Source organism: Citrobacter sp. MGH 55, assembly GCF_016906145.1.
Lineage (GTDB): Bacteria > Pseudomonadota > Gammaproteobacteria > Enterobacterales > Enterobacteriaceae > Citrobacter_A > Citrobacter_A amalonaticus.
In genome coordinates, this window is sequence record NZ_CP070239.1 from 1,001,707 (window position 1) to 1,027,258 (window position 25,552).

Here is a 25,552-nt window from a genome sequence, read left to right on the forward strand (position 1 = left end):
TTACGGGATATCAGGCGTGTGCCATTTCCAGCACCTCGCGTTTTGGCTGACGAATGGTGGTGGAGAGCGCCAGCGAGAGAATCAACAATGCAAAGATGACACAGAAAGTCACGTAGAACCCACCGAACAGCGACGCGATAATCGAACCGCAGATGCTGCCAATCCCAAAGCCGAGATAAATCACACCATAATTTTTCGCCAGATTGTTCAGACCGAAGAACTCGCTGACCAGTGACGGGAAGACGGTGATCGTCCCGCCAAAGTTAAAGGCGATGCAGGCAATGGCAGCAAAGAAAGTCAGCGCATTCAGCGGCGCAAACAGCAGAGCGGCCATCCCCACCAGCGACACCACCTGACCAATGGTGATCACACGGATACGGGCAATTTTATCGGACAGGATCCCCAGCACCAGACGGCCGGAGAGGTTAGCAATAGAAATCACCGTCACCGCATTGGCCGCCGACGCCACGTCCATATGCGCCAGTCCCTGAGCGATATCTTTCGCCACGCCAATCACATACAGTCCGCTCATACACGCCGTCAGGAACATCACCGCCAGCATCCAGTACTGCGGTTTACGCATGGATTGCGCCAGGGTGTAGTCGTTTTCTACAACACCATTTTGCGTTTTGACCTCCTGATTCGGCGCATCTTTCATTAGCGTAGAGCCGAAGACAATCATCACCAGCACAATCGCGCCCCAAATCACAAAGGTGTTTTCCAGACCGACGGTTGCCAGAAGTTGGCTGTCGATAAATTTGAAACCCAGGCTTCCCAGACCATAAGAACCAATGGCAAAGGCAGAAATTAGCCCTTTACGCTCCGGGAACCACTTCACGCAGTTGGACAGTGTTAACAGATAGCCCGCGCCATCGGCCAGGCCTACCAGCACGCCTGCGCTCAGCCACAGCATCATCAGGTTACTGGAGTGCGCAGTCAGGAAGAAACCCAGCCCTAGCAGTATACCGGACGCCATGGTGACGCGCTTCACGCCAAAACGTTCCTGCAACTTCCCGGCGACAGAAGAGGAGATCGCCAGACCTAAGCTCAACAGACCAAAGGAAAAAGCTACCTGGCTGACGGGTTCACCCAGTTTTTCTGAAAGCACGCCATTAAACAGGCTCCAGGTATACACAGAACCTAAGGCGAATTGCGTAATGATGGTACCGATAAGGGTCAACCAACGGGTGCGCTGATACGATGCGGTTTTCATGGCAGTCTTCCTGCATAAGCAAAAGGGATAAATTCTCTGCCAACAACCATAACGAAATGCATTTTATGCAGGGAAAAAACGGCATGAAGTGCCATCAGAACGGAATGAAATGCCTGGAATGCGGAATGAATGACGAGACAAAAATCCATTGAATGAATTTTTTCCCGGTCAGTTAGTGCCTACTATCGCCACAAACACTGTTATCACTGCGTTTAAATTGTAAATTGCAGGTTAAAACCTGGCACTTACTCCCATTGTGTAGAGGTAGTTGGTACTGTTGGTGGTATTTTCCGCCTGCGAGAGCGCAGCATAAGCCGCCATGTGCTGATTGAGCAGCATATCTGCGCCTACCGTCACGTCCAGCCAGTTATTGTCCTGAGTGGTCGCCGTCATTCGACTGAGCCCCGACTGCGCCTTCCAGATATTTTCGCCAAACTGCTGGTTATAGCTGATTTGCGCCCACGGTCGCAGCTCGCCAAACTGCGAATTCACCCGCCAGCCCAGCGTACTGACGCTGGCATGCCATAACGGGTCGGGCGACTGGCTGACCACGCTATCGCCAAATTCGTTATAAATAGCGGGCGTGGTGCCATCGTAATGTAATGCCGCCACCGGTCCGGTCGTGACGTCGCCAGAGACGGGAAAATTCCAGCCCATACTCATGCCGCTGGTGGCCTCCGTCGGCGAAGCTTGCTCAAGGTTCACCGCCAGACCCGGCACAGTTTGTGTCGTCCGGATACGTTCCGCCAGAATGTCGTCATAGCGCGGTTGGTGATCGCTGTCCCATGTATAGCGTTCAGTCGTATATCCAGGCGTATTATCAACGATATATTCTTGCTGCCAGGCACGGGCTGTGTTGATGTAAAGCGAACAAACTACGACGCTCGCCAGGAGAATAATTTCCCGGCGACCACTGCATTTTTTTATCATCATCAATGCGACTCCAGAAGAGAGCCGAAATCGGCGATATTATTGTCATTGTAATTAAGGATGACAGGCGAAAGCCCTGTATTAAATATTGTCTTTTTCGCGGGAGCGTCAAGGCACCCGGAACGATATTTTTATGGCAAGTCAAAGAGCGAGGGAAGTATGGAACGTTGCGGTTGGGTCAGTCAGGACCCCCTTTATATTGCCTATCATGATAACGAATGGGGCGTACCCGAGCACGACGGTAAAAAACTGTTCGAAATGATCTGCCTGGAAGGTCAGCAGGCCGGCCTTTCGTGGATCACCGTCCTCAAGAAACGCGAGAATTATCGCACTAACTTCCACCAGTTCGATCCCATCCGCGTGGCAGCCATGCAGGAAGACGATGTGGAAAGACTACTGCTTGATGCCGGGATCATCCGCCATCGGGGGAAAATTCAGGCCATCATCGGTAATGCCCGGGCATACCTGGCGATGGAGCAAAACGGCGAACCGTTTGCCGACTTCGTCTGGTCATTCGTGGATAACCAGCCACAAATCACCCGCGCCGCCGCGTTGGGCGAAATCCCGACCTCCACGCCCGCCTCCGACGCCCTGTCGAAAGCGTTAAAAAAACGGGGATTCAAGTTCGTCGGCACCACTATTTGCTACTCCTTCATGCAGGCCTGCGGACTGGTCAATGACCACATCACCGGCTGTTTCTGTCATCCAGGAGATAAACATGATTCGCGAGTTTCATAGTGCGGACATGACGCCATTGCTGGCGTTATGGTTGGAAAGCACCATCTATGCGCATCCTTTTATCGCAGAACGCTACTGGCATGAGAGCGAGGCAGTGGTGCGCGATGTTTACCTGCCCGCCGCCAGAACCTGGGTCTGGGAGGAAGACGAGGCGCTGAAAGGGTTTGTGAGCGTCATGGACGGGCGTTTTTTAGGGGCGTTGTTTGTCGCCCCGAATGCGTTACGTAGCGGGATAGGGAAAGCGCTGGTACAGCATGTTCAGCAGTGTTTTGACGTGCTGAGCCTCGAGGTATACCAAAAAAACCAGAACGCGGTGAATTTCTACCACGCGCTGGGCTTTCGTATCGAAGACAGCGCATGGCAGGAAGATACCCAGCATCCCACCTGGATTATGGGCTGGCGGGCGGAGTAAACGCCGTAAGCGTGAGTGCTGGCCCGCTGTATTTCTCCAGCCACGCCAGCGCGGTATTGCCCGCGCAGCCGTTCCCCAGACGCGAACTGGGCAGGTCTTTGGTCAGCACATTCACCGCGCCGTTTTTACAGATGCCCCCGGCAGCAAGGTCGAGATCCGGCCATGCCCCTTCATGAATGCAGATAACGCCTGGTTTGATACCGTCAGTGACCACGGCGCCTGCAAGGATCTGACCACGGTGATTCCAGATGCGTACCACATCACCCTCACGGATGCCGCGCGCCTGAGCATCTTGCGGGTGAATCGTCACCGGCTCACGATCTGCCACCGCATACCGTTCACGCAGGTGACTGTAGTTAAGCTGGCTGTGCAAACGATGCGCCGGGTGCGCCGACACAATCTGTAGTTGCTCCGGTTCGGCGTTGCCGTGCCACTCATCCGGTTCCAGCCACATCGGGTGTCCGGGGCAATCTGCATAGCCGTAACCGGCAATTCGCTGTGAGTAAATCTCGATCTTACCGCTGTCGGTTTTCAGCGGATGCGCGTCCGGGTCACGACGAAAATCCGCAAAGCGGATAAACTGCGCATTGGCCGGATTTTCCGGCATTTCAATCAATTGATTCGCTTCCCAGAATTCGGCAAACGGCGGCAGCGTCACCTGCTGGCTGGCCCCGCGCTGCCCGGCAATCGTATAAAACGTCTCCAGCCATTCCAGTTCGCTCTTCCCTTCGGTAAAGCGTTGATAACCGCCCTGCTCCCAGCGTTCGCTCAGCGCGGCAAAAACATCGAAATCATTGCGCGCTTCGTACTGCGGCGGCACGACCTGCTTCATGGGCACCAGATGCTGGTTACTGTAATCCCCGGTCATGGTGAGATCGTTACGCTCAAAGGAAGTCGTCGCAGGCAGCACAATATCGGCATGCTTCGCCGCCGCGGTCCAGAAGCATTCGGAAATCACCACCAGCTCCGGTTTTTGCCAGGCGCGAATCAGTCGGTTGGTGTCCTGGTGATGGGTAAAATTCGCCCCGCCCGCCCACCAGATAAAGCGGATATCCGGGAAATGACGGTTCATCCCGTTATGCTGATACGGCGCGCCGGGGTTTTCCAGTGCTTCCACAATGCGCGCTACCGGAATTTTCTCCACCGCGTCGGTCCCGCCTTGCAGGCTGCCCTGCATTGACGCCAGCACCGCAGAACGGCGTGTCGGGTTTCCGCCATTGGCAAAATGATACGAAAGGCCAAAACCACCGCCAGGTATACCAGGCTGCCCCAGCATGGCGGACAGGGTGACAATCATCCAGTGCTTTTGTTCGCCAAACTGCTGGCGTTGCATGCCCCAACCGGCCATCAACATCGTAGTATTTTTATGGAATAACTCTGCCAGTTCACGGATTTTGGCCGCCGGAACGCCGCAAATCGGCTCCGCCCACTCTGCCGTTTTGGCAATACCGTCGCTCACGCCCAACAGATAGTCTGAAAAGACCTCATAGCCCGTGGTACAGCGGGCAAGAAACGCCTCGTCATGCCAGCCATGTTCTACCAGCGTATGCGCGATGCCGAGCATCAGCGCCACGTCAGTCCCCATGTGCGGCGCAATCCATTCCATTTTGTCGCCAAAGAAATCAACGGTTTCCGATCGCATCGGATCAATACAGATCAGCCGTTTCCCGCTATTACGCAACGCGTCAAAGTAAGGGATCCCTTGTTCATCCGACGCATTCCAGGCAATTTTCAGGGTATTCAGCGGGTTGGCGCTCCATAACACCACCACCTCGCTGTGTTCCAGAATCACCGGCCAGCTGGTTTGCTGTTGATAGACTTCGCTACCGCCCACCACGTACGGCATGATGGCCTGCGCCGCACCGGTGGAGTAATCCCCAAGATGTCCGGTATAGCCGCCCGCCAGCGCCATATAACGTTGTAATAACGTCGCCGACTTGTGCAGAACACCGTTGGAACGCCAGCCGTAAGAACCGGCAAAAATGGAGACGGGGCCATACGTATCGCGAATGCGTTTATGCTGCGTATGAATCAACGCCAGCGCCTCGTCCCAGCTCACACGCACAAACTCATCCTGTCCGCGTACACCCTGCGGTTTTTCCGGCGAAGCCAGAAACCCTTTACGTACCATCGGATAGCGTACCCGGCTTTGACTGTGCACTTGATCGCGAACCGCACTTTGCAGCGAATTGGGATGCGAGGTGGGCAGCGCACCCTGGGAAGAGAGCACCTTTTCTCCGTCCGTTTCGACAAGAATGGGGCCCCAGTGGGCGGCGGTTAACACTGAATGATGCGTCGTCAAGCCAGGCACTCCTGCTGATGGGCTGAGGTATAACGGCGTTCAATGTTACTTACAAATTTCAGAGAGATCCCTGGAATTTTCTTCATCTTCACACGTCATAATCAACCGCCACGGTCGCTGTGGCAAAAAATAAGAATGTCATTAAGGAATTAAGATGAAGAAACGTGTTTTAGTCATTGCCGCTATCGTGAGCGGCGCCCTGGCGGTTTCTGGCTGCACAACCAACCCTTACACCGGCGAACGCGAAGCGGGTAAATCCGGCATTGGCGCGGGCATTGGATCGCTGGTGGGCGCGGGTATCGGCGCTCTCTCCTCGTCGAAGAAGGATCGCGGTAAAGGCGCACTGATTGGTGCCGCGGCAGGGGCAGCGCTCGGCGGCGGCGTCGGTTATTACATGGACGTGCAGGAAGCAAAACTGCGCGACAAAATGCAGGGAACCGGCGTAAGCGTGACGCGAAGTGGCGATAACATCATTTTGAACATGCCGAATAACGTCACCTTCGACAGCAGCAGCGCCACCCTGAAACCGGCAGGTGCCAACACGCTGACCGGCGTAGCGATGGTGCTGAAGGAATACGAAAAAACCGCCGTCAATGTCATCGGGTATACCGACAGCACCGGCGGCCAGGATCTGAACATGCGTCTGTCACAGCAGCGTGCGGACAGCGTGGCCAGCGCACTGATCACCCAGGGCGTTGCCGCCAACCGCATCCGCACCAGCGGCATGGGTCCGGCAAATCCGATCGCCAGCAACAGCACGGCGGAAGGGAAAGCCCAGAACCGTCGTGTCGAAATTACGTTAAGCCCGATTCAGTAACGGTTGCGCCGGGCGGCGGCATTGCCTTCCCCGGCTTTAAACCCACCAACAGGCCCGGTAAGCGTAGCGTCATCAGGCATTTTCGCGCTAAGGTATGCTCACCAAAGGCAAGGAAATCAGCGATGAGCAAATCAACACGCCCCACCATCAGCGATGTCGCGAAAGCGGCAAAAACCGGTAAAACCAGCATTTCACGTTATCTCAACGGCGAAAAACACCTGCTTTCCGATGCCCTGCTGGCGCGTATTGAAAAAGCCATTGCCGACCTCGACTATCGCCCCAGCCTGATGGCACGCGGCCTGAAACGAGGTCGCACCCGTTTGATTGGCCTGATCATTGCCGATATCACCAACCCCTATTCCGTCCACGTGTTAAGCGGTATCGAGGCCGCCTGTCGCGAGAAAGGCTTTACGCCGCTAGTCTGTAACACCAATAACGAGGTGAACCAGGAATTGCACTATCTCGATCTGCTGCGCAGTTATCAGGTCGAAGGTATTGTGGTCAACGCCGTGGGGATGCGTGAAGAGGGGTTGAATCGCCTGCAACAGTCCGCGTTGCCGATGGTACTGATCGATCGCAAAATCCCTGACTTCGCCTGCGACGTCGTCGGGCTGGACAACACTCAGGCCGCCACCACCGCCACCGAACACCTGATTGAACAAGGCTTTGAAGCACTGCTGTTTCTCAGCGAACCGCTGGGGATGGTCAATACCCGTCGTGAACGACTGAGCGCCTTTCGGGCAACACTGGCACGTTATCCGGGCGTTGTCGCCGAAAACGCCGAAGTTCCGCTTTCCGAGAATACGCAACTCGATAACACCTTACGGCAGTTCCACCAGCAGCATCGCGGGATGCGCAAGGCAGTGATTTCCGCTAACGGTGCGCTCACCCTTCAGGTCGCCCGTTCACTGAAGCGCATTGGCCTCAACTGGGGCAGCGATATTGGTCTGTTGGGGTTCGATGAGCTGGAATGGGCTGAACTGGCAGGGGTCGGGATCACGACTCTGAAACAACCCACGTGGCAGATTGGTTATGCCGCTGTCGAACAAGTGGTACGCAGGATTGAAGGCGGCAGCGACGCCATTCATGAACAGGTTTTCTCCGGCGAGCTGATCGTTCGCGGCTCCACTGCCCGTTAATTTTCCTTCGTGATGGTGATCATAATTTCGACACATCACGCTTTTCTTTGGAACCGGTTCCATCTAGCGTAATCACATTAGCGTTAGTTCTGGAGTTCCTATGCAAAGAAAACTGATAGTGGTCACCGCTGCCTATGGCCACGACACTGTCCGCGCTGCCGGCGGACAAACCGCGATGCTGCCTATCATTGCCGGTGCAGGTGCAGACGGCGTCGAAATTCGCCGCGAACTGTTTACTGACGCTGAGCTCAGCGCCCTGACCACACTGGCGTCAGCCATCGAATGCTTCGATCTGCTGGCCTGCTATTCCGCGCCACAACCGCTGTTCATGGACGATGGCCGCCTCAATCTACAACTGCCGTCACTGCTTCAGGAAGCGCAAACGCTGCGCGCGCTATGGCTGAAGGTTTCGCTGGGCCATTTTGTCCACGCAGAACAATTTGACACCCTGCGCGACTGGCTGGAAAGCAGCGGTATGGCGCTGGTAGTCGAGAACGACCAGACCGCCTGCGGACGACTGGCCCCCATGCAACGTTTTAACGCCGCCTGTCAGCAACATGCGCTGCCTGTACACCTGACCTTTGATATGGGCAACTGGCTATGGGTAGGCGATTCGCCAGAAGAGGCCGCTCATCAACTGGCGAAGTCAGTGGGTTATGTTCACGTTAAAGCCGCCACCGCGCACCACGACAGCTATCGCGCCGTTCCCCCGGACCAGGCAGAGCCCCGCTGGCTCGACCTGCTCAAGTTGTTGCCCACCGACGTTCCGCGCGGCATTGAATTCCCGCTGGAAGGGGCCGATCTGACTGCGGTTACCCGCCACTACGTCGATTTGTTACGTAAGGAGTAAGGCATGAAGCATTCACTGGATGTCATCACAATCGGCGAAGCGATGGCGATGTTTGTAGCAACGCAGACCGGCGATCTGGCCGAGGTTGAGCAATTTATCAAGCGTGTTGCCGGTGCCGAACTGAACGTTGCCACCGGCCTGGCACGACTGGGACTGAAAGTCGGCTGGGTGAGCCGCGTAGGTAACGACAGCTTTGGTCGCTTTGTTCTCAACTCACTGAAAAAAGAGGGGATTGATGCGCAGGGAGTCACCCTGGATGAGCGCTACGCAACCGGCTTTCAGTTAAAATCTAAAGTTGAAAATGGAACCGATCCCATTGTGGAGTATTTCCGTAAAGGGTCCGCCGCCAGCCATCTGTCCGTTGCGGACTACCACGACGCGTATTTCTCCAGTGCCCGTCATCTGCATCTGAGCGGCGTCGCTGCGGCGCTTTCCCCCAGTTCCTATGAACTGCTGGCGCACACGGCGCGCACGATGAAAGCCCAGGGCAAGACACTCTCATTTGACCCCAACCTGCGTCCGGTGCTGTGGAAAAGTGAAGCCGAGATGGTTGAGAAACTGAATCGTCTCGCATTCCAGGCCGACTGGGTATTACCGGGCCTGAAGGAAGGGATGATTTTAACCGGACAACAGACGCCAGAAGGGATTGCGGATTTCTATCTCCGTCACGGCGTGAAAGCCGTGGTGCTGAAAACAGGCGCAGACGGCGCCTGGTATAAAACCGCCGACGGCGAAAAAGGCAGCGTTGCCCCGGTCAAAGTGGACAACGTAGTCGATACGGTCGGTGCCGGCGATGGCTTTGCCGTCGGCGTCATCAGCGCCTTACTGGAAGGTCGTACGCTGTCACAGGCCGTCACACGCGGCAACAAAATTGGCGCACTGGCCATTCAGGTACAGGGCGACAGCGAAGGCTTACCCACACGTGAAACGTTAGGCGAATAACCTTACGTAATGATAACAGCCCCCTGTACCCTACAGACAGCGGCGGCAGAAACAACAGAGGTTGATTATGGCAAACTCAACAAATGCAGCAAAACGCTGGTTGTACATCATGCCTATCGTGTTCATCACGTATAGTCTGGCGTATCTTGACCGTGCAAACTTCAGCTTCGCGTCCGCCGCAGGCATTAACGAAGACCTTGGCATCACCAAAGGGATCTCATCCCTGCTCGGCGCCCTGTTCTTCCTCGGCTATTTCTTCTTTCAGATCCCCGGCGCGGTGTATGCCGAACGCCGGAGCGTGCGCAAACTGATTTTTGTCTGCCTGATTTTATGGGGCGGTTGCGCGTCGCTGACCGGGATGGTCAGCAATATCCCGGCGCTGGCCGCTATTCGCTTTATTCTCGGGGTAGTGGAAGCCGCTGTTATGCCAGCGATGCTGATTTACATCAGTAACTGGTTTACGAAGTCGGAGCGTTCGCGAGCAAATACCTTCCTGATCCTCGGTAACCCGGTGACGGTCCTGTGGATGTCAGTGGTGTCTGGTTACCTGATCCAGGCGCTCGGCTGGCGTGAGATGTTCATCATCGAAGGGGTTCCCGCCATTCTGTGGGCCTTCTGCTGGTGGGTGCTGGTGAAAGACAAACCGGCGCAGGTCGGTTGGCTGACCGAGTCAGAAAAAACGGCGTTGCAAACGCAACTCGAACAAGAGCAGCAGGGGATTAAGGCTGTACGCAACTACGGCGAAGCGTTCCGCTCCCGTAATGTGATCCTGTTATGCATGCAATATTTCACCTGGAGTATTGGCGTCTACGGCTTCGTGCTGTGGCTGCCATCAATCATCCGCGAAGGCGGCGCGAATCTGGGAATGGTCGAAGTGGGCTGGCTCTCTTCTGTCCCGTATCTGGCAGCCACCGTGGCGATGATTATCGCCTCCTGGGCCTCGGATAAATTACAGAACCGTAAACTGTTCGTCTGGCCTCTGCTGCTGATTGCCGCGTGTGCTTTTATCGGTTCCTGGGCCGTCGGCGCGAATAACTTCTGGGCCTCTTATACCCTGCTGGTGATTGCCGGTGCGGCGATGTACGCCCCGTATGGCCCGTTTTTCGCCATCATTCCGGAGATGTTGCCGCGCAACGTTGCCGGTGGCGCAATGGCGCTAATCAACAGTATGGGCGCGCTGGGCTCGTTCCTCGGCTCGTGGTTTGTCGGTTACCTCAACGGCGCCACCGGCAGCCCGTCCGCCTCGTACATTTTTATGGGGGTGGCGCTTTTCGCCTCAGTATGGCTAACTTTAATTGTTAAGCCTGCTAATAATCAGCACGTCCCGGTTGGCGCACGCCACGCGTAAACTTTCACTCATGGAGAGTCATATGAAGCCGTCCATTATTCTCTACAAAGCGTTACCTGACGATTTACTGCATCGCCTGGAAGAACATTTCACCGTCACCCAGGTGCCGGACCTGAGCCCGCAGACGGTTGAACAACACGCGCAAGCCTTTGCCAGTGCTGAAGGTCTGCTGGGCTCCAGCCAAACCGTCGATACCGCGCTGCTGGAGAAAATGCCGACGCTCCGCGCAACCTCAACGATCTCCGTGGGGTATGACAATTTCGATGTGGATGCGCTGAACGCACGTAAGGTACTGCTGATGCATACGCCCACCGTGCTGACGGAAACCGTTGCCGATACGATCATGGCACTGGTGCTATCGACCGCTCGCCGCGTTGTGGAAGTGGCCGAGCGCGTGAAGGTCGGCGAATGGACCTCCAGCATTGGTCCTGACTGGTTTGGTATTGATGTGCACCACAAAACGCTGGGGATTGTCGGGATGGGACGCATTGGTCTTGCGCTGGCACAGCGCGCCCACTTCGGCTTCAACATGCCGATTCTCTACAACGCCCGCCGCCACCATCAGGAAGCGGAAGAGCGCTTCAACGCCCGCTACTGTGACCTCGATACGCTGTTGCAGGAATCAGACTTTGTCTGCCTGATCCTGCCGCTGACCGACGAGACGCATCATCTGTTTGGCGCAGAGCAGTTCGCTAAAATGAAATCCTCTGCCATCTTCATTAATGCCGGACGTGGTCCGGTGGTCGATGAAAACGCGCTGATTGCCGCACTGCAACAGGGCGAAATACACGCTGCCGGTCTGGATGTGTTTGAGCAAGAGCCACTACCAGTTGATTCACCGTTGTTGTCGCTGAGTAACGTTGTGGCGGTACCACACATTGGTTCAGCCACCCACGAAACGCGCTATAACATGGCGGCCTGCGCGGTAGATAATCTGATTGATGCGCTGCAAGGAAAGGTCGAGAAGAACTGCGTGAACCCGCAGGTTGCGGGGTAACAAAAACAGCCGGGAGGCGCTATCGCCTGCCCGGCAGCTTCATCACTGAATAGCGTTAACCGCCGCAGTCCAGGCCTGGTTAAATGCCTGATGCTGCGAGGCCAGCGGCCCAATCAATGCGTTGTACTGACTTGCCTGCTGCGAAGTCGGGAACTGAATACCATTCGCCACAAAACTCACCTGCGTATCCTGCTGCGCGACAAAATCACCCACCTGGACCAGTTGCTGAGTGAAGATCTGCGCGGCCGGGATCAGCGGCTGCAACGCGTCTGCGGGCGTCGTCACCACTTTCTTATACACCTGGTCAAACACCGGCTTCAGGTCATCGGCCTGTTTCAGTGCGCCATGCGCCGCATCGGCCTGCAGTTTCGCATTCTGCAACTGCTGACCCAATACGCCGAGAGAACCGTTCAGGTCACGCAGCGGCCCACGTTGCGTCACATAATCCTGTGGCACACGGATGGCATTAACGCTATCAACAACCGGACGCAACGCGGAATCCATCGCCTGGTTCACCTGCTGTGAGTAGCCATACAGAATCGCGTAATCAGAAACAAACGGACCGAACTGTTTTTTCTGATCGGCGGTCAGGGTGGGTAGACGCTCGCCGCTACGCATCACCGTATTCTGTAGAAAATCGACAAACGCTTTACGCTGATCGCCTTCTTTATCAAAACACCCACTCAGGCTAACTACCATTAACAACGCCGCAAGAGGCGCAAACCAGCGAGAGCAGGACTTACCTGTCGCCATTTTAATACTCCTTTCACCCAAAAATGCGCACTGCGCAATACGCGTGCCTTACGGCTTACAAGGATAGTCCAGGTCAGGCTCGCAGGATACCCCTTCCGCGTAATCTTGTGGCGGAAATTCGTCTGGCGAAATAGCGATGACCAAATTGTTATTTTATTGTTAAACACATCACATTTACCACCTCTGTTCTGAGGGCATTAACAAGAAGTAGTTCTATGATTTTAATAGCTTTTCAGCATTAAGTCGGCCAGTGAAGGGGCAATTCGTACGATTATCGCACGTTAACCTCGGTGGGGTGATTGCCGAACACGGGCTTCAATGTTTTGATTAATTGAACGATTAACGAATAAACGTTCGATAATCGCACAATTAATCCTAACGCTTGCGGTGGAGAAAATAAAAACACCCTCTGTCCCCCGCGTTGCTTTCGCAGGAATGACCGCATGACAAACAAAACGACTGATATTCAAGCGTTTATTAACGAGCATCCCTTTTCAAAATACCAGTGGATGATTCTCGTGCTGTGTTTTGTGACCGTCGCGATGGACGGATTCGATACCGCGATTATCGGCTTCATCGCCTCCGATCTCGTTCAGGAGTGGGGCGTTGAAAAATCCGCGCTCGGCCCGGTCATGAGCGCCGCGCTGGTGGGGCTTGCCGTCGGAGCGCTCACCGCGGGTCCAATGGCTGACCGCATCGGTCGCAAAAAAGTCCTGATTATGTCGATTCTGGTGTTTGGCGGCTTCAGCCTGCTCACCGCCTTTGCCAGCACGCTGAACCAACTGACGGCATTGCGCTTTTTAACTGGTCTGGGTCTGGGGGCGGCAATGCCCAATGCCGCGACCCTGATGAGTGAATACGCGCCAGAACGCCGTCGCGCGCTGCTGGTGAATCTGATGTTCGTCGGATTCCCGATTGGCTCGTCGATGGGCGGGTTTGTCTCCGCCTGGCTGATCCCGCATTACGGCTGGCAAAGCGTACTGATCCTCGGCGGCGTGATGCCGCTGGCGCTGGCAGTGGTGTTGATCGTTTTACTGCCGGAATCTGCCCGTTATCTGGTGGTTAAGAACAAATCACAGCAGCAGATTGGCACCATTCTGCGCCGTATCGCCCCGCTACCGGAAGCGACGCACTTTGTCCTGCGTGAAACCGGCCAGATTAAAGAGAAATCGGCGCTGGGCGTCATCTTCTCGCCGCGTTACGCACTGGGCACGGTGATGCTGTGCCTGACCTACTTTATGGGGTTGCTGATCTTCTATCTGCTGACCAGTTGGCTGCCGCTGCTGATCCGTGAAACAGGGGCCACGCTGAGCCAGGCGTCCATCATTACCGCCTTGTTCCCGTTGGGCGGCGGAATTGGCGTCCTGGTGCTGGGCGCGCTGATGGACAAATTCAACCCGAACAAAGTGGTGGCGGTCGGCTGGTTGTTAACCGGGGTGTTTGTCTGCCTGGTTGGGTTCTCCACCAGCAGCCTGGTGCTCATGGGGGTGATGGTTTTTATCGCCGGGACAATCATGAACGGCGCGCAATCGTCCATGCCCGCGCTGGCGGCGGGTTTTTACCCCACACAAGGTCGCGCGACTGGCGTGGCATGGATGTTAGGTCTGGGCCGTTTCGGCGGCATCCTCGGTGCGTTTAGCGGCGCCTTCCTGATGCAGGCGCAACTCGCGTTCGAAACCATCTTTACATTCCTGGCCATTCCGGCACTAGTGTCTGCCTTTGCCTTGATGGTGAAATACTGGGCAGGTAAACGCCAGCTGTCTGGCGCATCAACGCCGACAGAATCACCGACTCACGCCGCGCAAAAAGCCTGATTTTTCCTCCTGGCAGGTAATCACCTGCCAGGAAATAGTCATATTTTCGTAATCTTTACAATTCCCATTACCACGCGGGATATAGTGCCCGTTATCAAATCGTTAGCAAGCTACAAATCCGCTGCCATCTCGCCGCTGAAACGAGTCTTGTCCCCCTCTTAAACTGTGACGCCCAACGCGCTTTCTCATTTACGACTATTCTTAACTGGCTTCGATGAAATTCACGATCTCGCTGTGTGATTTAAAGGAGTTCTCAATGGAATCTAAAGATCCAATGTTTGAGCTGCTGAGCAGCCTGGAACAAATTGTTTTTAAAGAAGAAACATCAAAAATCACCCTGACGCATAAGCCAAGCCCCTTTAGCGAATTTGAACAGTTACGCCGGGGGAGCGGGCTGGAAATGGATGATTTCGCCAGAGCGTTAGGCGTAACGGTTGCACTGGTACAGGAGTGGGAATCAAAACGCGTTAAACCCTCCAGTACCGAATTGAAGCTGATGCGCCTGATACAGGCTAACCCGGCATTGAGTAAGCAGTTGATGGAGTAATCGACAATCGTTGATGAACGGTCCTGATACAGGACCGTTTTCTGACCACTTAACCCATCGGGCGAAAAATAACAGTTGCATCACCAGGCGTTACATGAGTTAATGCGTTCCACGGTTTGACGTACAGACCATTAAAGCAGTTTAGTAAGGCAGTCCCCTTCAAGAGTTATCGTTGATACCCCTCGTAGTGCGCATTTCCTTAACGCTTAAAAAATCTGTAGAGCACGCCATATCGCCGAAAGGCACACTTATTTTTTAAAAGGTAATACACTATGTCCGGTAAAATGACTGGTATCGTAAAATGGTTCAACGCTGACAAAGGCTTCGGCTTCATCACTCCTGACGATGGCTCTAAAGACGTGTTCGTACACTTCTCTGCTATCCAGAACGATGGCTACAAATCTCTGGACGAAGGTCAGAAAGTTTCCTTCACCATCGAAAGCGGCGCTAAAGGCCCGGCAGCTGGCAACGTAACCAGCCTGTAAGCTTAAATAAGCTCAGAATTCGAGATCCCTGCCAGACGGCGGGGATTTTTTTTATCTCTTACCCGCCTTTCGATATCCCTGTTTCCCTTCTTTGCATTACTTTACCTGGCCAGCCTTTGACCTTTCCCTAAGGGTAAGCTTTATAGTGAAGACCCTGTTTTTCACATGGAATTGATGCTATGTCCAGACTCCCGTTGTTCTTCACGCTAGGTTTACTCACCAGCGGCGCCGCGTTTGCTGCATCGCCAGAAACCACATTCCTTGCCGAACATGGTCTTGCCGGTAAGTCAGTCGAGCAGATCGTGGATACCATCGATCAAACGCCACAATCCCGTCCGCTGCCGTATTCGGCTTCCATCACCAGTACCGAGTTAAAACTCGCTTCTGATGGGCAGATGTATACCCTGCCGTTGGGCGAAAAATTCTATCTCTCATTTGCACCTTACCAGCAGCAGACGCACCCGTGCTTTAACCACAGTTTGTCCGGCTGCCAGGGTGAAATGCCGGACACGACGTTCAACGTTAAAGTGACGGATAACAAAGGCAATGTGCTGATTCAGAAACCGCTCAAAAGCTATCAGAACGGGTTTATCGGCGTCTGGTTGCCGCGCAATATTGAAGGGACAATAGAAGTGAGCTACAACGGCAAAACGGCATCACACGCCATTGCCACGAAGGATGACAGCCAGACCTGTCTGACGGAATTGCAGTTGCTGTAACTCTTCCTGTCCCGTCCATAAAAAAACCTGCCCGAGGGCAGGTTTCAGCGTTTGTCTGCGGTGGTGACTTGCGCGATGTTTATTGCAGCAGCGAAATATCCGCCACACGCAGGAACAGCTCACGCAGTTTTTCCAGCATCGAGAGGCGGTTGATACGCAACTCTTTATCCTCGACGTTCACCATCACTTTTTCGAAGAATAAATCGACCGGCTCGCGCAGTTCAGCCAGTTCCACCAGCGCGTCCTGGTAACGGCCTTCGGCAAAGTACGGTTCGAGCTTGTCACGCAGTACCACAACCTGCATCGCCAGCGCGATCTCTTCTGGCTCTTTCAACGTTGAGGCATTAACACGCTCGTTCAGCGTCTCATCAGACTTCGCCAGGATGTTAGAGACACGCTTGTTGGCTGCCGCCAGCGCAGATGCCGCTTCCAGCGTACGGAAGTGCGAGACCGCCTTCATACGCGCGTTGAAATCAGCCGGACGGGTCGGACGACGTGCCAGCACCGCCTGGATGGTATCCACGGTGTAACCTTCATCCTGATACCAGGCCCGGAAGCGACCGAGCATAAAGTCGATCACGTCATCCACCACGTTCGCGTTGGTCAGCTTATCACCGTACAGACGCACCGCTTCCTCGGTCAGCGTTTGCAGATCGAGGTTCAGGTTCTTCTCAACGATAATGCGCAGCACGCCCAGCGCAGCACGACGCAGCGCAAACGGGTCTTTGTCCCCTTTCGGGTGCTGACCGATACCGAAGATTCCCGCCAGGGTGTCCATCTTATCCGCAATCGCCAGTGCGCAGGCAATCGGGTTAGACGGCAGGTCATCACCGGCAAAGCGCGGTTGATACTGTTCGTTCAGAGCGACGGCAACATCTTCCGCTTCACCATCGTGGCGAGCATAGTGCATGCCCATTACGCCCTGGGTATCGGTGAATTCGAAGACCATGTTGGTCATCAGGTCACATTTCGACAGCAGGCCCGCACGGGTGGCATGGTTAACGTCTGCGCCAATCTGACCGGCAATCCAGCCCGCCAGCGCCTGAATACGATCGGTCTTGTCGCGCAATGTACCCAGCTGCTGTTGGAACAGCACGGTTTGCAGACGCGGCAGGTGATCTTCCAGTCGTTTTTTACGGTCAGTATTGAAGAAGAACTCGGCATCCGCCAGACGCGGGCGCACCACCTTCTCGTTACCGGAAATGATTTGCTGAGGATCTTTCGATTCGATGTTCGCAACGAAGATGAAGTTCGGCAGCAGTTTGCCGTCGTTGGCGTAGACCGGGAAGTACTTCTGGTCACCTTTCATGGTGTACACCAGCGCTTCAGAGGGTACCGCGAGGAATTTCTCTTCGAATTTCGCCGTCAGTACCACCGGCCATTCCACCAGCGAGGTCACTTCTTCCAGCAGGCTGTCGCTCAGATCGGCATTACCGCCGATCTTGCGCGCCGCGTCTTCGGCATCCGCTTTGATTTTGGCTTTACGCTGTTCGTAGTCGGCAATAACCTTACCGCGCTCCAGCAGGATTTGCGGATACTGGTCAGCATTGTCAATGGTGAACTCCGGCTCGCCCATAAAGCGATGGCCGCGAATAATGCGATCGGACTGAATACCCAGAATGGTCGCCGGAATGACTTTGTCGCCCAGCAGCAGAGTCACGGTATGAACCGGACGTACGAAATGCACGTCGCTTGCTCCCCAGCGCATCAGTTTCGGGATCGGCAGTTTCGCCAGCGATGTAGCGATCATGTTCGGCAACAGCGCTTCGGCACTTTCGCCTTTCACGTGTGCACGATACAGCAGCCATTCGCCTTTATCGGTGGTCAGACGCTCAGCCTGATCAACGGTAATACCACAACCCCGAGCCCAGCCTTCTGCCGCTTTGCTCGGTTTGCCTTCGGCATCAAATGCCTGGGCAATCGCCGGACCGCGTTTTTCAACTTCTCGATCGGGCTGGGATTCCGCCAGATTAGCGATTTTCAGCGCCAGACGACGCGGTGCCGCAAACCATTCAACATGGCCGTGCGCGATGCCAGCATTATCCAGCTCCGCCGTCACGTTCGCAGCAAAGGATTCCGCCAGGCTGCGCAGGGCTTTTGGTGGCAGCTCTTCAGTGCCGATTTCCACCAGGAAAGTTTTCTCAGACATGGCCGCCTCTTATTTGTCTTTATTGCACATCGGGAAGCCGAGGGCTTCACGGGAAGCGTAGTAAGCTTCTGCCACTGCTTTAGTCAGGGTACGAATACGCAGAATATAGCGCTGGCGTTCGGTGACGGAGATGGCTTTGCGCGCATCCAGCAGGTTGAAGCTATGGGCGGCCTTCAGAATACGCTCGTAGGCAGGCAGCGGCAGCGGCGTTTCCAGCGCCAGCAGTTGCTGCGCTTCTTTCTCGTACTGCTCAAAGCAGGTGAACAGGAAGTCCACGTCCGCGTATTCGAAGTTGTAGGTGGATTGCTCCACTTCGTTCTGATGGAACACGTCGCCATACGTGGTTTTACCCAGCGGGCCGTCGCTCCATACCAGGTCGTAAACGCTGTCTACGCCCTGAATGTACATGGCCAGACGTTCCAGACCATAGGTGATTTCACCGGTGATCGGCTTACATTCCAGTCCGCCGACCTGCTGGAAGTAAGTGAACTGCGTCACTTCCATCCCGTTCAGCCACACTTCCCAGCCCAGACCCCAGGCACCCAGCGTCGGGTTTTCCCAGTTATCTTCCACAAAGCGAATGTCGTGGATGGTTGGATCCATACCCAGCTCTTTCAGCGACCCGAGATACAGCTCCTGGATGTTGTCCGGAGAGGGCTTAATCACCACCTGAAACTGATAGTAGTGCTGTAAACGGTTCGGGTTTTCGCCATAGCGTCCATCAGTTGGACGACGAGAAGGTTGCACATACGCGGTTGCCATCGGTTCTGGCCCCAACGCACGCAGGCTGGTCATCGGGTGCGAGGTACCTGCACCCACTTCCATGTCCAAAGGTTGAACAATGGTACAGCCCTGACGAGCCCAGTAATCCTGTAATGTCAGGATCAGGCCCTGGAAGGTCTTGGTATCAAACTTTTGCATAGTATTTCGTGCTGGATACGTGTGGTTTTAAAAGGAAGGGATCAGTATACCCGCTGACTGCAAGATATACAGTACGAAACGGGAAAAAGGCAGGGCTTAACGCATGGAAAGATGTAAAAACTGCCCATCCGCATCAAAAGAGCAGACAAAACTCTCTTTACGGAAGGTAGCGCCGCGCATCTCATAACTTCCCTGAAATTGTTCAAAGCCCGTAACATCAATTTTCTGCGTACCGGTATTATAGCGTCGCGCAGCCTGATCTTTGCACAGCGCTTCCATATCCAGCGTGCGCGTGGGGCTGACTTTCACTTTCTGCGCCTTTTGTGTCGGCGATGGCTGGGAGGGTGTACATCCTGCCAGCAACAGAATCACCATTGCTGGAAAAAAAGATTTCATCATCATTTTATTACCGCCTAATTTACTGATCAGTCTTATTATTATTACGTTCGGTGTGGCAGACGCATTTTGCGAATCTCATCGGACCATCACAACCTTTAGTGTAAAAACTCAGATTAATCCAGCGGGACAGGCTGACAAAATGTGAGTCAGACCATTTTTGAAACGAAAACAGAGGAACTGATGCAGCCCAAAATTTTCTGGATTGATAACCTGCGAGGGATCGCCTGTCTGATGGTGGTCATGATTCACACCACAACCTGGTACATCACCAATGCACAAAGTGTCAGTCCCGTTAACTGGGATCTTGCCAACGTACTAAATTCGGCTTCACGCGTCAGCGTGCCGCTATTTTTTATGATTTCGGGCTACCTCTTTTTTGGCGAGCGCAGCGCACAACCACGCCATTTTTTACGCATCGCGCTGTGCCTGCTGTTTTACAGCGCCGTTGCCCTGCTCTACATCACATTGTTTACTTCGATTAACGCCGAACTCTCCTTAAAAAATCTGCTGCAAAAACCGGTGTTCTATCATCTGTGGTTTTTCTTCGCGATCGCCGTGATCTATCTGGTCTCGCCGCTGATTCAGGTGAAAAACGTGAGTGGCAAAATGCTGCTGGTGCTGATGGTGGTCACTGGCATTCTCGCCAATCCGAATACCGTGTCGCAAAAAGTGGGCGGATTCGAGTGGCTCCCCATTAATTTGTATATCAACGGCGATACCTTTTACTACATTTTGTACGGGATGCTAGGACGCGCTATCGGCATGATGGAAACACAAAAACGCGCGCTTTCCTGGTTAAGCGCGGGGCTTTTCGTGCTGGCGGTGTGGGTCATCTCTCGTGGGACGTTGCATGAACTACAGTGGCGCGGCAATTTTGCCGATACCTGGTATCTCTATTGCGGCCCCATGGTCTTTATCTGTGCTGTCGCGCTACTGACGCTGGTGAAAAACACGCTGAATACGCAAACGGTCCCTGGGCTGGGGCTGATTTCACGCCATTCACTCGGCATTTATGGCTTTCATGCGCTCATTATTCATGCCTTGCGCACCAGCGGTCTGGAAATCAAACGCTGGCCGCCGCTGGATATGTTGTGGATTTTCAGCGCGACTCTCGTGGGCAGTTTACTACTTTCAATGCTGTTACAACGCATCGATACGCGCAGGCTGGTCAGTTGATGTGAAATGCCCGGTCGTGGCGCCGGGCATTTCAGAGAGACTAAAACCGTTATCAGGGAGAACGCCGTCTCAGACGCCGTAACAAATAGCAAGCCAGGAAACCCCACAGCAAAGTGATCCCCTTTTTATTTAATGATCCGATGCACGAATCAGGCGTACAAAACCCAGTAGACCCATAAAGAGCGCCACCGGATAGAGACCCCGCCCACTCAGTGAAAGCGGTGCATTGAGGATGCCGACCAGAAACAACCCCAGCGTGATAAGCGCGACCAGTTGGCACACGGTAACGACGCTATCGTCCAGTTGGTCGCGTTTTTCCTCACGTAGATAAACGTATGTGACAAACATTGCGGTCACCAGGACACCGAGGAAATAACCTTTTCCGCTCAGTAAGGGGCATGCCATCCCTAAGCCGATAACGTAAGTCGATGTGCCTGAGATGAGCAACAACCAGGAAATTAACGTTGAGCTTTTCACTGGGATCTCCTTATCCAACGGATGCAGATTAGGGATAACCTATGAAAGACAACACTGAAAAATGAACAGAAAATGGAATTTCAGAATAAATCCATATATTTAATTTATTGATCAATTATTTATATGCTTTGGGTTAATCCCTCCTGCAAAACAGGAGGGATTCAGACTCAGGACATGAGTGGAAGTAGCTGCTGATAAAGACGGCGGAAGGTTTCCCGGCGCTGTTGATAAACGCTATGGCGTTGCCTGTCGGGCATATGTGTTTGTTCAAGCGGAAGTTGCGGCAATAGCTCGGCTAATGACTTCTCCGGATTCATCGCAATTTGCGCCAGACGAGCGGCACCCAGTGCCGGCCCCACATCACCACCGGTGCGATAATGCAGTTGCAGGCCGCTGATATCCGCCAGCATTTGCCGCCAGTACGCGCTGCGCGCACCGCCGCCGATCAGCGTGATGCTTTGCGGCTTCACCCCACAGGCATGTACCACATCCATCCCGTCGGCCAGCGCATAGCCCACGCCTTCCAGCACCGCGCGCGCCAGCTCAGCCGGTCCATGCTGATGGGTCAGACCAAAGAACACGCCTTTCGCCTGCGGATTATTGTGCGGCGTACGTTCACCTGAAAGATACGGCAAGAACCAGACAGGGTCGGCTGCCTCATCAGCCTGCTGCGCCGCATCAATCAGCGCCGGCACCGTCTTCAGACCGGTTAATGTTGCCGCCCAGTCCAGACAGGAGGCTGCACTTAGCATCACCGACATCAGATGCCAGCGCTCAGGCAACGCATGGCAAAAGCTGTGTACTGCGCTTTCGGGCTTGCTCAGGAAACCGTCACTGACGGCAAAATAGACGCCGGACGTTCCCAGTGACAGCATGGCCTGATCGGCATTGACCATCCCCACGCCGACTGCGCCCGCCGCATTGTCGCCACCGCCTGCAACGACAGAAACCGCAGGCATATCCCACGCCATTGCGACATCAGGCAGCAATTTGCCGGTAATCTCACTCCCTTCAAATAACGCGGCCATATGGTCACGGGTCAGGCCGCAGGCATTCAGCATCACGTCACTCCAGTCACGTTTTTCCACATCCAGCCACATCGTTCCCGCAGCGTCAGACATATCGCTGGCAAATTCACCAGTCATGCGTAAACGCAGATAGTCTTTCGGTAGCAGCACCTTTGCCACCTGATGGAACACCGCTGGCTCGTGGCGCTGTACCCACAGCAGCTTCGGAGCCGTGAATCCAGGCATCATCAGGTTACCCGTGATGGCGCGCGACTGCGGCACCATTGACTCCAGCAACGCGCACTCCTCGCCACAACGTCCGTCATTCCACAGAATGGCCGGTCGCAGCACCTGTTGCTGGCTGTCGAGCAACGTCGCGCCATGCATCTGCCCGGCAATCCCCAGCGCTTTCACTTTACTTAACGAATGCTGCTTGCCCAACGCCTTCAGGGCGCGGTCGGTCGCCAGCCACCACTGTTCGGGATCTTGCTCCGACCAGAGCGGATGAGGACGGGAGACGGTGAGTTTTTCCGTTTGCGATGCGACCACCTCGCCTTGCTCATTGAGCAAAATCGCTTTCACGCCCGAGGTGCCAAGATCGATCCCAATATACATAGGGTGGGTTCCTTAAACTGAAATGCCCGGTGCCACAACGCTCACCGGGCTTGTCAAATCACCAACCGGGAAACGCTGCGTCACCCGGCGATGTCGATTATTTATCGAACAGGTAATGATTCACCAGGTTTTCCAGCTGTTCCTGATGACCGCTCTGATGCACCGGCGCCAGGTTGTGCTGTTCAGCATAATGCGCCAGTTCGCTTAACGACATCTGTCCTTTCAGGATCTGCTGACCCAGTTCGCTACTCCAGCCGGCATAACGTTTCGCGACGCGCTTATCCAGCTCGCCATCCTCAATCATGCGCGCGGCAATTTTCAGCGACAGCGCCATCGTGTCCATCGCGCCAATATGGCCATAGAACAGATCGTATTTATCCGTACTCTGACGGCGCACTTTGGCGTCAAAGTTCAGGCCACCGGTGGTGAAACCGCCCGCTTTGAGGATTTCGTACATCACCAACGCGTTCTCTTCTACGCTGTTCGGGAACTGGTCGGTATCCCAGCCCAGCTGCGCATCACCCCGGTTGGCATCGACAGAGCCAAACAGACCCAGCGCAATCGCCGTGGCGATTTCGTGGTGGAATGAGTGACCTGCCAGCGTCGCGTGGTTAGCCTCAATATTCAGTTTGATCTCTTTTTCCAGACCGAACTGCTTGAGGAAGCCGTAAACGGTCGAGGCGTCGTAGTCATACTGATGCTTGGTCGGTTCCTGCGGCTTCGGCTCAATCAGCAACGTGCCCTGGAAGCCCGTTTTGTGCTTGTGCTCAACCACCATTTGCATGAAGCGGCCAATCTGCTCACGCTCCTGACGCAGGTCGGTATTCAGCAAGGTTTCGTACCCTTCACGTCCGCCCCACAGCACGTAGTTTTCACCGCCCAGTTTGTGCGTGGCATCCATCGCCGTTACCACTTGGGTGGCCGCCCAACTGAACACTTCCGGATCCGGGTTCGTCGCCGCCCCGGCACCATAACGGGGGTTGGTGAAGCAGTTTGCCGTACCCCACAGCAGTTTCACGCCGCTCTGCTCTTGTTTCTCTGCCAGCACATCCACCATTTCGGCGAAGTTATTTTTGTACTCTTTCAGCGACGCGCCTTCCGGCGAAACATCGACATCATGGAAGCAGTAGAACGGAACGTTCAGCTTGTGGAAAAATTCAAACGCGACGTCCGCTTTACGTTTTGCCAGCACCAGCGCATCCCCCGGTTGCTGCCACGGACGATTAAACGCCCCGACACCAAACATATCAGCCCCGTTCCAGCAGAAGGTATGCCAGTAGCAGGCTGCAAAACGCAGATGATCTTCCATCCGTTTGCCCAATACGATCTCATCAGGGTTGTAATGACGGAATGCTAACGGATTAGTGGAACGGGGGCCTTCATAACGAACGCGATCGAGTTGGTCAAAATATGCCTGCATAATGAACTCCATAATCAGGAAATACGACGAGAATAGGTCATGTCGTAATATTGAGCACTCCCCTCCCGTTGCTCAATTATGTTATTTCACACTGCTATTGAGAGAATTCACAAGTGTGCGCCACCTCGCAAAATAAAAATATCCATTTGCAAAAAATGGGTACTCTGCTGGCATAAATGCAACATTCAGTCTTCACCGTAAAAAGTACGATCCTGGTCATAATTCAGGAAATAAACCAAATTTCGTAACCGCAAGATAAAAATCTGTAATTGTCTTCCCCGTATGAATTGCTAAATTCTGCAACGTCTTATGCTGTGATTGTTACTTTTATTGTTGCTCCCTCTAACGAAAGGCATCACGATTATGAAGATGAAGAATCTCTTACTCACTGTCTGCACCTCCCTTTTGCTCACCAGCGTGGCGGGACATGCCAAAGAAATTAAAATCGGCATGGCGATTGATGACCTGCGCCTCGAACGCTGGCAGAAAGATCGCGATATTTTCGTCAGCAAAGCCGAATCGCTTGGCGCAAAAGTCTTTGTCCAGTCCGCGAACGGGAATGAAGAAACCCAGATGTCGCAGATTGAAAATATGATTAACCGAGGCGTGGATGTCCTCGTTATTATTCCTTATAACGGACAAGTATTAAGTAACGTGGTTAAAGAGGCGAAACAGGAAGGTATTAAAGTTTTAGCTTATGACCGCATGATCAATGACGCAGACATCGATTTCTATATTTCATTTGATAACGAAAAAGTCGGTGAATTACAGGCCCAGGCATTAGTTGAACGTGTCCCTCAGGGAAATTATTTTCTGATGGGCGGCTCGCCGGTCGATAATAATGCCAAACTCTTCCGCGCCGGGCAGATGAAAGTTTTAAAACCGTATATCGATTCCGGAAAAATAAAGGTGGTTGGCGATCAGTGGGTTGACGGCTGGCTGCCGGAAAATGCGCTGAAAATTATGGAAAACGCCTTAACCGCGAACAATAACAACATTGACGCCGTTGTCGCCTCCAATGACGCGACGGCAGGCGGTGCGGTTCAGGCGCTCAGTGCGCAAGGGCTTTCAGGAAAAGTGGCGATTTCAGGTCAGGACGCCGACCTTGCGGGTATCAAGCGCATTGTCGCAGGAACACAAACAATGACCGTGTATAAACCGATTACGCTGCTGGCAAATACCGCCGCCGAAATCGCCGTAGAACTGGGTAACGGACAGCAACCTAAAGCCGACGCTACGTTAAACAACGGTCTGAAAGATGTCCCCTCCCGCTTATTGACGCCGATTGACGTTAACAAAAACAACATCAATGAGACCGTGATTAAAGACGGATTCCATAAGCAGAGCGAACTGTAAGCGCAGCGCCCCAGCGATGGCTGCGG

Annotated in this window: 24 protein-coding genes; 14 read left to right on the forward strand and 10 right to left on the reverse strand. The window is 54.1% G+C overall.

All coding sequences use genetic code 11. The features are described from left to right. Positions 1-10 precede the first annotated feature (10 nt). Together JTI98_RS04020 and JTI98_RS04025 are read right to left on the reverse strand one after the other, a co-directional pair. Positions 11-1,213, reverse strand: coding sequence for an MFS transporter (locus JTI98_RS04020; RefSeq protein ID WP_044253750.1), 1,203 nt, complete (start codon positions 1,211-1,213; stop codon positions 11-13). Between the two features lie 231 nt (positions 1,214-1,444). Then, positions 1,445-2,146, reverse strand: coding sequence for an autotransporter domain-containing protein (locus tag JTI98_RS04025; protein ID WP_216081942.1), 702 nt, complete (start codon positions 2,144-2,146; stop codon positions 1,445-1,447). A gap of 156 nt (positions 2,147-2,302) precedes the next feature. Between JTI98_RS04025 and tag the strand changes: the two genes are divergently transcribed. Both tag and JTI98_RS04035 read left to right on the forward strand, forming a co-directional pair. Then, positions 2,303-2,881 carry a DNA-3-methyladenine glycosylase I gene (gene tag, locus JTI98_RS04030; RefSeq protein ID WP_042998561.1) on the forward strand — a complete coding sequence of 193 codons (579 nt, stop codon included), beginning with the start codon at positions 2,303-2,305 and terminating at the stop codon, positions 2,879-2,881. After that, positions 2,862-3,293, forward strand: coding sequence for an N-acetyltransferase (locus tag JTI98_RS04035; RefSeq protein WP_044267750.1), 432 nt, complete (start codon positions 2,862-2,864; stop codon positions 3,291-3,293). Before tag ends, JTI98_RS04035 begins: the two co-directional genes overlap by 20 nt. Here the strand turns inward: JTI98_RS04035 and JTI98_RS04040 are convergent. Next, on the reverse strand, positions 3,271-5,595 hold the full coding sequence (locus tag JTI98_RS04040) for a molybdopterin guanine dinucleotide-containing S/N-oxide reductase (protein ID WP_371811904.1): 2,325 nt from the start codon (positions 5,593-5,595) through the stop codon (positions 3,271-3,273). The genes JTI98_RS04035 and JTI98_RS04040 overlap by 23 nt on opposite strands. 154 nt (positions 5,596-5,749) lie before the next feature. Between JTI98_RS04040 and JTI98_RS04045 the strand changes: the two genes are divergently transcribed. From JTI98_RS04045 to ghrB, 6 genes are all read left to right on the forward strand, one after another. Beyond that, positions 5,750-6,412: an OmpA family lipoprotein gene (locus tag JTI98_RS04045; RefSeq protein ID WP_042998563.1), complete on the forward strand. Its 663-nt coding sequence runs from the start codon at positions 5,750-5,752 to the stop codon at positions 6,410-6,412. 122 nt (positions 6,413-6,534) lie between these two features. Further along, positions 6,535-7,551: a LacI family DNA-binding transcriptional regulator gene (locus JTI98_RS04050; RefSeq protein WP_042998564.1), complete on the forward strand. Its 1,017-nt coding sequence runs from the start codon at positions 6,535-6,537 to the stop codon at positions 7,549-7,551. 100 nt (positions 7,552-7,651) lie between these two features. Beyond that, a complete protein-coding gene (locus JTI98_RS04055; protein ID WP_044253756.1) occupies positions 7,652-8,401 on the forward strand; it encodes a sugar phosphate isomerase/epimerase in 750 nt (249 codons plus the stop codon). A 3-nt stretch (positions 8,402-8,404) separates the two neighbouring features. After that, the gene (locus JTI98_RS04060; RefSeq protein WP_042998566.1) at positions 8,405-9,343 is read left to right on the forward strand and encodes a sugar kinase; all 939 of its coding nucleotides are present in this window, start codon (positions 8,405-8,407) and stop codon (positions 9,341-9,343) included. A 67-nt stretch (positions 9,344-9,410) separates the two neighbouring features. Continuing rightward, a complete protein-coding gene (locus tag JTI98_RS04065; RefSeq protein ID WP_044253759.1) occupies positions 9,411-10,691 on the forward strand; it encodes an MFS transporter in 1,281 nt (426 codons plus the stop codon). Positions 10,692-10,713: 22 nt separating this feature from the next. Next, a complete protein-coding gene (gene ghrB, locus JTI98_RS04070) occupies positions 10,714-11,688 on the forward strand; it encodes a glyoxylate/hydroxypyruvate reductase GhrB (protein WP_044253762.1) in 975 nt (324 codons plus the stop codon). A 42-nt stretch (positions 11,689-11,730) separates the two neighbouring features. Here the strand turns inward: ghrB and JTI98_RS04075 are convergent, their stop codons facing one another. Beyond that, on the reverse strand, positions 11,731-12,441 hold the full coding sequence (locus JTI98_RS04075) for a DUF3053 domain-containing protein (protein ID WP_042998569.1): 711 nt from the start codon (positions 12,439-12,441) through the stop codon (positions 11,731-11,733). A 443-nt stretch (positions 12,442-12,884) separates the two neighbouring features. Between JTI98_RS04075 and JTI98_RS04080 the strand changes: the two genes are divergently transcribed. From JTI98_RS04080 to cueP, 4 genes are all read left to right on the forward strand, one after another. Continuing rightward, the gene (locus JTI98_RS04080; RefSeq protein WP_058587419.1) at positions 12,885-14,255 is read left to right on the forward strand and encodes an MFS transporter; all 1,371 of its coding nucleotides are present in this window, start codon (positions 12,885-12,887) and stop codon (positions 14,253-14,255) included. A gap of 256 nt (positions 14,256-14,511) precedes the next feature. Then, the gene (locus JTI98_RS04085; protein WP_216081944.1) at positions 14,512-14,802 is read left to right on the forward strand and encodes an HTH-type transcriptional regulator; all 291 of its coding nucleotides are present in this window, start codon (positions 14,512-14,514) and stop codon (positions 14,800-14,802) included. Between the two features lie 272 nt (positions 14,803-15,074). Further along, the gene (cspA, locus tag JTI98_RS04090) at positions 15,075-15,287 is read left to right on the forward strand and encodes an RNA chaperone/antiterminator CspA (RefSeq protein ID WP_000014594.1); all 213 of its coding nucleotides are present in this window, start codon (positions 15,075-15,077) and stop codon (positions 15,285-15,287) included. A 179-nt stretch (positions 15,288-15,466) separates the two neighbouring features. Then, positions 15,467-16,006, forward strand: a complete 540-nt coding sequence (gene cueP / locus JTI98_RS04095; protein ID WP_216081945.1) for a copper-binding periplasmic metallochaperone CueP — start codon at positions 15,467-15,469, stop codon at positions 16,004-16,006. 79 nt (positions 16,007-16,085) lie between these two features. Here the strand turns inward: cueP and glyS are convergent, their stop codons facing one another. The 3 genes from glyS to JTI98_RS04110 all read right to left on the reverse strand — a co-directional run bounded on the left by glyS (position 16,086) and on the right by JTI98_RS04110 (position 19,478). Then, the gene (gene glyS / locus JTI98_RS04100) at positions 16,086-18,155 is read right to left on the reverse strand and encodes a glycine--tRNA ligase subunit beta (protein ID WP_058587417.1); all 2,070 of its coding nucleotides are present in this window, start codon (positions 18,153-18,155) and stop codon (positions 16,086-16,088) included. A 9-nt stretch (positions 18,156-18,164) separates the two neighbouring features. Next, complete coding sequence (gene glyQ, locus JTI98_RS04105) at positions 18,165-19,076, reverse strand: glycine--tRNA ligase subunit alpha (protein ID WP_042323214.1); 912 nt, start codon at positions 19,074-19,076, stop codon at positions 18,165-18,167. Between the two features lie 96 nt (positions 19,077-19,172). Continuing rightward, entirely contained in the window at positions 19,173-19,478 is a 306-nt protein-coding gene (locus tag JTI98_RS04110) for a YsaB family lipoprotein (protein WP_042998574.1), read from the reverse strand. A gap of 177 nt (positions 19,479-19,655) precedes the next feature. Between JTI98_RS04110 and JTI98_RS04115 the strand changes: the two genes are divergently transcribed. Next, a complete protein-coding gene (locus tag JTI98_RS04115; protein ID WP_216081946.1) occupies positions 19,656-20,651 on the forward strand; it encodes an acyltransferase in 996 nt (331 codons plus the stop codon). Between the two features lie 129 nt (positions 20,652-20,780). On the opposite strand, the gene yiaB is transcribed toward JTI98_RS04115, so the two are convergent. The 3 genes from yiaB to xylA all read right to left on the reverse strand — a co-directional run bounded on the left by yiaB (position 20,781) and on the right by xylA (position 24,170). Continuing rightward, on the reverse strand, positions 20,781-21,128 hold the full coding sequence (yiaB, locus tag JTI98_RS04120; RefSeq protein ID WP_042998575.1) for an inner membrane protein YiaB: 348 nt from the start codon (positions 21,126-21,128) through the stop codon (positions 20,781-20,783). Positions 21,129-21,295: 167 nt separating this feature from the next. After that, entirely contained in the window at positions 21,296-22,750 is a 1,455-nt protein-coding gene (xylB, locus tag JTI98_RS04125; RefSeq protein ID WP_216081947.1) for a xylulokinase, read from the reverse strand. A 97-nt stretch (positions 22,751-22,847) separates the two neighbouring features. Beyond that, positions 22,848-24,170 carry a xylose isomerase gene (gene xylA, locus JTI98_RS04130; protein WP_216081948.1) on the reverse strand — a complete coding sequence of 441 codons (1,323 nt, stop codon included), beginning with the start codon at positions 24,168-24,170 and terminating at the stop codon, positions 22,848-22,850. A 363-nt stretch (positions 24,171-24,533) separates the two neighbouring features. Here xylA and xylF point away from each other — a divergent pair, with 363 nt between their 5' ends. Beyond that, positions 24,534-25,526 (forward strand): D-xylose ABC transporter substrate-binding protein, encoded by a 993-nt coding sequence (xylF, locus tag JTI98_RS04135; protein ID WP_042998578.1) that lies wholly within the window; start codon positions 24,534-24,536, stop codon positions 25,524-25,526. Positions 25,527-25,552 lie beyond the last annotated feature (26 nt).